This window comes from Flavobacterium sp. CSZ (assembly GCF_015350725.1).
Taxonomy (GTDB): Bacteria; Bacteroidota; Bacteroidia; order Flavobacteriales; family Flavobacteriaceae; genus Flavobacterium.
Genome location: NZ_JADKPQ010000013.1, coordinates 171,021 through 178,684 on the forward strand (window position 1 = coordinate 171,021; position 7,664 = coordinate 178,684).

General features: G+C 34.7%; 8 protein-coding genes and 1 pseudogene. 5 read left to right on the forward strand and 4 right to left on the reverse strand.

What is annotated here, in order from left to right:
• Window positions 1–58 precede the first annotated feature (58 nt).
• Both IRZ78_RS16150 and IRZ78_RS16155 read left to right on the forward strand, forming a co-directional pair.
• Entirely contained in the window at window positions 59–406 is a 348-nt protein-coding gene (locus IRZ78_RS16150) for a helix-turn-helix domain-containing protein (protein ID WP_194617522.1), read from the forward strand.
• 528 nt (window positions 407–934) lie between these two features.
• On the forward strand, window positions 935–1,681 hold the full coding sequence (locus tag IRZ78_RS16155) for a YoaK family protein (protein ID WP_194617523.1): 747 nt from the start codon (window positions 935–937) through the stop codon (window positions 1,679–1,681).
• A 43-nt stretch (window positions 1,682–1,724) separates the two neighbouring features.
• Here the strand turns inward: IRZ78_RS16155 and IRZ78_RS16160 are convergent, their stop codons facing one another.
• Window positions 1,725–2,420: a Crp/Fnr family transcriptional regulator gene (locus IRZ78_RS16160; protein WP_194617524.1), complete on the reverse strand. Its 696-nt coding sequence runs from the start codon at window positions 2,418–2,420 to the stop codon at window positions 1,725–1,727.
• Between the two features lie 163 nt (window positions 2,421–2,583).
• Here IRZ78_RS16160 and icd point away from each other — a divergent pair, with 163 nt between their 5' ends.
• From icd to IRZ78_RS16175, 3 genes are all read left to right on the forward strand, one after another.
• Window positions 2,584–3,816: an NADP-dependent isocitrate dehydrogenase gene (icd, locus tag IRZ78_RS16165; RefSeq protein WP_347349837.1), complete on the forward strand. Its 1,233-nt coding sequence runs from the start codon at window positions 2,584–2,586 to the stop codon at window positions 3,814–3,816.
• Between the two features lie 76 nt (window positions 3,817–3,892).
• The gene (locus tag IRZ78_RS16170; protein WP_194617526.1) at window positions 3,893–4,279 is read left to right on the forward strand and encodes a DUF983 domain-containing protein; all 387 of its coding nucleotides are present in this window, start codon (window positions 3,893–3,895) and stop codon (window positions 4,277–4,279) included.
• A gap of 322 nt (window positions 4,280–4,601) precedes the next feature.
• Window positions 4,602–4,793: a cold-shock protein gene (locus IRZ78_RS16175; protein WP_194617527.1), complete on the forward strand. Its 192-nt coding sequence runs from the start codon at window positions 4,602–4,604 to the stop codon at window positions 4,791–4,793.
• 661 nt (window positions 4,794–5,454) lie between these two features.
• Here the strand turns inward: IRZ78_RS16175 and IRZ78_RS16180 are convergent.
• The 3 genes and pseudogenes from IRZ78_RS16180 to IRZ78_RS26200 form a co-directional block, all read right to left on the reverse strand.
• Window positions 5,455–6,300, reverse strand: coding sequence for a GNAT family N-acetyltransferase (locus tag IRZ78_RS16180; RefSeq protein ID WP_194617528.1), 846 nt, complete (start codon window positions 6,298–6,300; stop codon window positions 5,455–5,457).
• A gap of 541 nt (window positions 6,301–6,841) precedes the next feature.
• The gene (locus IRZ78_RS26195) at window positions 6,842–7,177 is read right to left on the reverse strand and encodes a PDDEXK nuclease domain-containing protein (protein WP_228520505.1); all 336 of its coding nucleotides are present in this window, start codon (window positions 7,175–7,177) and stop codon (window positions 6,842–6,844) included.
• Between the two features lie 60 nt (window positions 7,178–7,237).
• Window positions 7,238–7,513: pseudogene (locus IRZ78_RS26200) on the reverse strand (DUF1016 N-terminal domain-containing protein); the annotation flags it as partial.
• Window positions 7,514–7,664: the final 151 nt, after the last annotated feature.

Consider the following 7,664-nt stretch of genomic DNA (forward strand, 5'->3'; position numbering starts at 1 on the left):
AAACATAAGTATAGTTGGTTATCTTTGCAATAACGGTCAAAATAGATAGTATAAAAAAATGTATTGTATAAACGATAAAGAATACCCGTGTAGCACCAGCCTTACCATGAAATATATAGGTGGAAAATGGAAATCAGTGATTCTTATTCATTTAATTGAAAAGAAACGCTATAATGAGTTGAGAAAAGAATTGCCAATGGTTACCGAGCGCACCATAAGCCTGCAATTGAAAGAATTAGAAGAGGATGGTTTGATTATACGCACCGTGCACACCACCAAACCGCCTTTGAAAGTAGATTACGAGCTGACAGAATTTGGTAAAACACTCATTCCCTTACTGAAAGCCATTGCTTCTTGGGGAAAAGAAACCGCTAAAAATAATAAAAGGATAGTTGTTATGCAATGAGCGGGCTGCTGCTAAAAATAACAGATTAGTTGCCAGAGTTAGAGCAATATGATTCAAAGATGTTTTTAATTGATTTGGATAGTGTGTCAGATTAGGCGCTTTAGCATTGTAAGATCAATCAAGTTATAGTTTTACCAAAGAGGGTTGATAGATAAGAAGTACTGCCGCACTATTACAAGGATTGTAATAATTGCTGAATTGATTTATCTTAAAACATTTTCTAGTTGACAAATAGCAATTTATGATGCAAATTAAAAGTTATCTATCCAATTAAGGTATGAGAAAGGTCAGGTAAAGGCTGTAAAAGATGGTGATCTAGTACATGCTCTTACTGAGAATAATAAAGATAAGTACTCATGTTGTTTAAATTTGATTTAAATCAACAATAAGTACAGAGGTGAAAAAATAGTGTAACTTTGAGATCATTAGGATGTTTATTTTTTTTGACTAATCTAATACTAATGCAGAAAAGATCTATGGTATAGTAAAAAAAAATATAATTTAAAAGGTATGAAATACTAAAATGCAATGTTCAAACATCAGGGAAACAAAAGAAATCTAAGACATAATCTTAAAATAGCCTCTTTATTATCGTTTGTGGCAGGATTGGTAAATGTAGCGGGTTTTTTGGCCGTCCAAAAATTAACAACCAATGTTACAGGACACTTTGCTTTTTTTGTAGATGAGATTTTTAAACTTAATTTCAAGCAGGGATTTATTTACTTTTTATATATCTTCTTTTTTTTTCTGGGATCTTTTTTTTCAAGTTTACTCGTTGAGTTTCTCTTGCGAAAAAATGAAAAATACAGTTATGTAATTCCAACAGCAATTGAAAGCATAATTTTGTTTGGGATTGCTGTCTTTGGAGAGCAGTTAATTGTAAAGAATCCTGACTTTATAGCCTATATATTATTATTTTCGATGGGTTTACAGAATTCATTGGTCACAAAAATATCAAATGCTACTGTAAGAACAACACACCTAACAGGGCTTTTTACAGATCTTGGAATCGAATTATCCCAACTGTTTTTTTATCATGAAGATTCTTTTAGAAAAAAGCTGTTTGTCTCGATAAAGTTACGAATGACCATTATCACCTTTTTTTTTATAGGTGGAATTACCGGTGGAATTTTTTATTCTAATATGGGATTACATGTTTTATTTATAGGAGTTATGGCTTTGCTTTTAGGACTCTTATATGACAGAATCAGGTTTAATGCTTTTTTATTGCAAAGGATGTACAGAAGACGTATAGTGCAGTTTAAAAGCAAATAACTTTAGCATAAAGCAGTAGGTTTAATGCTACTTGATTAAAAAATCAGTTTATTTTGACTTGCAATAATTGTTCTAGTTGCTTTTTGTCTTTGATATAAATATTCCTTTTATCTATTTCGATACAGCCTAGTTCCTTGAATTGTTTGAGACTTCGACCCAGGCTTTCCTGTGATGTTCCAATAAGGTTGGCCAGGTCATCACGCGTGAGGTCTATGCCTTTTAGGGTTGGAGAGTTTCGGTTGAACCTGTTTTCCAACAACAGTAAAAACAGTGCCAGGCGTGCATTTTGGTTCTTTTGTGCCAGTACAGCAATAATGTTGGCCAGAACACCAAATTCGTGAGCGATATTTTTAATGAGTTTTTGCTGCAAGGCTGGGATTTCCCTGAGCAGTCTGAGAAAATCCTCCCGGGCAATGAAATTTACTTTTAAATCTTCCAGGGCCTCGCACGAGTCCTGATAGCGTTCCTGTCCAAGCAGAGCATGGTATCCCAATACGTCATTGGTTGTATAGATATAAAATATTTGCTCCTCACCGCTAAAACCGCGTTTGAATTTTTTGGCTTTTCCCTGTTTTATCTCATAGATACCCGTTGGGATACCACCTTCATAAAAAAGCATGCTGCCTTTTTTTATCATAAGGGATTCCATAGCGTTTTCAACGGTTTGATTTTCTGACTCTGTTAGGTCTTCAAAGAGCAAGTTACTCTGGAAATCAAATTGGGAAAAGAAATCTTTCATAAAAACAAATATAACATTTATTAATTAAATACATAACATTTGTTATATATTTGTAAAAGTTAGCCATACTTCTTAGCATTAAATAAGGCAAGTCAGTAGCGAAGGTTAAATAACGAAAATAAAGTCGAACCAAGGAAAGCCTGCGTGGAACTTTTTTTCAAAAATTTACAATATGATGAACGAAAATAAAATAAGTATTCAAAACGGAAGGCTCATTGTGCCTTCTCATCCTATAATCCCTTTTATAGAAGGAGACGGAATAGGGGCGGATATTTGGAAAGCTTCCAGATTGGTTTTTGATGCTGCAGTTCAAAAAGCATACGGCACAAGTAGAAAGATCCAGTGGAAGGAAATATATGCAGGAGAAAAGGCTTTTGAAAAAACAGGAAACTGGCTTCCGGATCAGACAGTTAGGGATATTGAGGAATTTTTAGTTGCCATTAAAGGGCCGCTAACCACTCCTGTTGGTGGTGGGATGCGCTCACTGAATGTTGCCCTGAGACAAAAACTGGATTTATATGCCTGCGTCAGACCCGTAAAGTGGTTCAAAGGAGTTCCTTCTCCGGTGAAAGCACCCGAAAAAGTAGATATGATTATTTATAGGGAAAATACAGAAGATATATATGCCGGTATTGAATGGATGGCAGGAACACCCGAACTGAAAAAGGTGAAGGACTTTCTTATTGAGGAGATGGGGGTTAAAAACATTCGTTTTCCTAATTCGGTATCCATTGGAATAAAACCCGTATCTAAAGAAGGAAGCCAGCGCCTTATCAGAGCAGCTCTCAAGCATGCCATTGATTTCAGGAAGGATTCGGTGACTATTGTGCATAAGGGAAACATCATGAAGTTTACCGAAGGGCAGTTTAAAGAATGGGGCTATCAGCTGGCCAGAGATGAGTTTGGAGCCAAAGAATATGAGGGAGGTCCGTGGTTGGTGATGGAAAAATATGTACATAAGGTGATTATAAAAGATGTAATAGCCGACGCTTTTTTACAGCAGATCATATTAAGGCCTGAGCAGTATGATGTCATTGCTACGCTGAATCTTAACGGGGATTATATTTCAGATGCCCTGGCTGCCATAGTGGGAGGAATTGGGATAGCGCCCGGAGCCAACATAAATTACGCCACAGGGGTTTCTATTTTTGAAGCTACACACGGAACGGCGCCTAAGTATAAAGATCTTGACAAGGTAAATCCGTCTTCTGAAATCCTTTCAGGGGTCATGATGCTTGAGTATATGGGCTGGCAGGATGCGGCTGATCTTATAATAAAAGGACTAAAAGGAGCAATCGGTAATAAAATCGTTACGTATGATTTTGAGCGTTTGATGCAAGGAGCAACCTTGGTGAAATGTTCTGAATTCGGCCAGGCAGTTGTCGATAATATGTAGTATGTTTCATTAGCTGCTTAATCCAGGGGGTCCCTATGGGGCTGTCTGGATTATATTATAATAATTTACCTTACCCATGAGAGAAACAACAAAATTATACAACATTTTTGCCTTAAAATGCCCGCGATGTTATAAGGGGAATTTATTTACAAGGCCGGGACTTTTTGTTTTTAAATCCATTTTAAAAATGCCCGAGAAATGTGTGCACTGTAATCAGGATTTCCGCATTGAACCCGGATTTTATTCCGCTGCGCTATGGATTAGTTATCCTATAGTCTTAATCCTTTTTGTGCTAATGATTTTTGGCGGGTTTCTTTTGAAAGAGACTTACTGCCTTTCTTTGGAACTTATGGTGGGAATTTTTATTATTATTTGTTTTGGACTTCAGATCCCAATAATGCGTATTTCCAGAGCTCTTTTACTTCATTTTACCATCCATTATGTAGGCAGCGGAAATAAATAATATGGCAGGGTGAAGTGCAGTTTAAAAAAGGCTGTTATATGGGCTATATGTTAAAAAAAACTTGAACAATGATAAGTTAGTCTGATACTATTTGAAACTATTTTTTATTTTTTGACAGAGTAAAAAGAGTTTAAGGTATTGGTTTTAAGGTAAGTAATAATTGATCTGCATTTATTGGTAAAGAAAATTTAGAAGATACCATTACGTTTTGCAGATAACATCGTGCAAAAGGCTTCGAAAAGTTTGACTTTGTAAATAAAAAACTCAATTTCAGTAAGTTCTCGTTTTTTAATGCTACATTTGCGCCATTAAATATATTAAAATGCAAGAAGGTACAGTAAAATTTTTCAATGAAGAAAAAGGATTCGGATTCATAACTCCTAAAAATGGAGGAGCCGAGGTTTTTGTTCATGCTTCAGGTCTATCAGAAAACATTCGTGAAAACGATGAAGTACGTTATGACGTTGAAGAAGGCCGTAAAGGTCCAAATGCAGTAAACGTAGTCGTAGCATAATTAAACTATAACGGTTAACTTATAAAAGGCACTTCACATCGAGGTGCCTTTTTTGTTTTATATATTTGGTGTAATATTGTTTTTTATGGATATTATATTAATTATTTTTCAGGAGATCTTCGCGCTAAACGCTGCAATCTTTGAGCCTGATCCCGCCACAAAGCATTTCACTCCTATCAGGGCTGAGGGCTGATAAGGAGCCCTATTTTATTTTTGAGAACTGCACATTCAAATTCAATTGTTGAACTTTTAATCAATACTCAATTTTTGTTTTTTTAAATATCATATGCCGCAATTCTCTCAGAGCTATTATTACTTGCAGCCAAAAAAATAAATAGTTTTTGCGGCTGCAGAAGCAGAAATTAGATGAAGAACCTAAACACAGCGGCCTGCCTTTGAGTTTTACTAAACACTCAACTTTTATACTCACGCGATAAAAATATAATATACTGCGGCTCTTTAGACAAATAAAAATTAAAAAGTTTTATAATAATAAAAGGTGCCAATTGGAGTCTTTTGGCTATGGTGCCCCTAAAAAATACATTTCAAATTATTTTATGGAGGACTTGAAGAGATTGTCTTACTATTAAGTATGGTCTGTCTTTTAAAGGCACTAGAAATTTGGTTTGGATATCCTGAAGCGATCATTAAGGGCTAGTTTTTACTTCAAAGGAAATTCCATTTCATATTGTTTAATGAAAATATCAATTCCTATGGTTTTCGTGAAATTTAGTGTTTCTTTTGAAGTATTTTCAATATTTGTAACAGAAACATCCTTTGCATAATTTTTTGCAATGTGTTCTAAAAGTTGCCGACCAGCTCCTTTTCTTCTGTAATTTTTGTCAACTGAAAGTTGGTGAACTCTTTTTAGTTTTGGATTAAAAATCGTGTATCCTAACAATTTTTCATTATCATATATTCCCAGAGAAATATTGAAGTTTTTCAGTTTTTCAAGAGCTGTAATCGAATTTTGCCACGATGGTTTTAAGTCCCAAAAGGTTTGAAGTTTTTGCCAGTTATACTCTTCCAATTTGCGAATTTCAAAATCATTTTTTCTATTGGTTATATTGATTGCTCCTTTATAACAATTCAATTCTCGGATAATTTTGAACCCAATGTTCTTATAAGTTTTTATTGCAGGCTCATTTGTGGTTATTACTTCAAGCAACAACTTGTCAATATCATTTGCCTGCAAAATGGGTAAAACATATTCGTACATTTTTGTGGTTAATTTACTTCCCCTTTTTGTTGGAATTACACCTGTTCCTGCATTATAAGCAATTTTCAATTGGTCAACAAGGTCATAGCCGTGAAGTATGAAAGCAATTAATTGATTATCCTGGAAAGCGCCTACGGAGAATTCAAGGGTAATACTGTCGCTTTTTATTTTATCTTCGAGTTGTTCTTTTGTCAAGCAAAATGGCACTATGTAGTCTGAAAATGATAAATTGAAAACTTCTAAAAGTTTTTCGATAGGAATGTTCTCTAATGTTTGTATGGTAGTCATAAAATTACTGCTAACATGTGTTCGTGTAAAAATCAAAATTGGCTAATTTTTCGAACCTATTTTTGGTAAATATACTCGATTTAAGGGGATTGAAAAAGTGCTTGGATTAAAACTTAGTGTTATATGGATTGGTAGGGGTTCTGTCGCATTTGGGAGTAATTTTATCTTTATAATTTTAAACCCATCAAAAAATGAATACTAAAAGCTATTGTTATCCAAAGTCTATTATTCTGCAGGCAGTATATTTTAAGATTAGGTTTACTTTAAGTTATCGAGATGTTGAAGAAATAATGAAGATAAGGCAGAGTGCTTTTGGATCATGCTACGATCCAACGCTGGGTTTATAAGTTTTTACCTTTGCTTGAGTCGGAGATGAAAAAGAGAAAGGGTAGAGTGGGGAAGAGTTGGAGAATGGATGAGACGTATATTAAAGTAAAAGGAATTTGGTGTTATTTATATAGGGCAGTAGATAAATCAGGCAATACGGTTGACTTCCTTCTGACCATAAAAAGACACAGAATGAGCGCTCAGTCTTTTCTAATTAAAAATTAATTTGGACTAAATGTTCTGACTTAAACTTGTCTGCTTTAAGTTCAAAAGCAACAAGACACTGTAAAGCTCTGTGATAGAAAAGTAAATCAATATAAAAATCGCTGTTTCCTACCTGAACTTTGTATTCTTGACCAACAAATAGAAAATCTCTGCCCAGTTCAAGAATGAAATTTTTCATCTCTTTGATTAGCCCTTTCTGTAAATCACTTTCATTATGAGGTTCAGATAGATTTAGAAAATCAAATATGTAACTATCCTTAAATGTATTGATTATTTTTGGGTGAATTTCTCGCAACGTTGTTGAGAGTTTTGCATTTCCAAGCATAGTACGTTCAAAAAGGCCTGAAGAAATTTGTCGTTCGAGTTCTCTGAAACTATAGTTTTCCTATTTGGTGATTTTCAGATAAAATTCTTTCTCTTCAATGGTTTTGCATCTGGAAAAAATAGCCAAATTGTGGGACCAGCTAATTTCTCTCAACAGTGTTGAGAGATTTTGATGATCTTTATATTCTTGATAGAATTGTTTCATGCGCCAAAGATTTTTATTTGAAAACCCTTTTAATGATGGGCCATTTAGCTGTAGATAATTAGCCAATTCATCGACAACAGACTGACTCCATTGTTCAGATTCGACTCTGTGATTGATATATTTTCCTATCTTCCAATATACCTTATTGCTGGCTCAGGATTATTCAGCCCACTCGTTAATCCAATTCCCAACTGTATCACACCACTGGTCATCGTCATTCAAACATGGGATTGCTAAAAACTCTTTACCTCCATTGGCTTGAAAATCTTCTTTTGCGCGCATG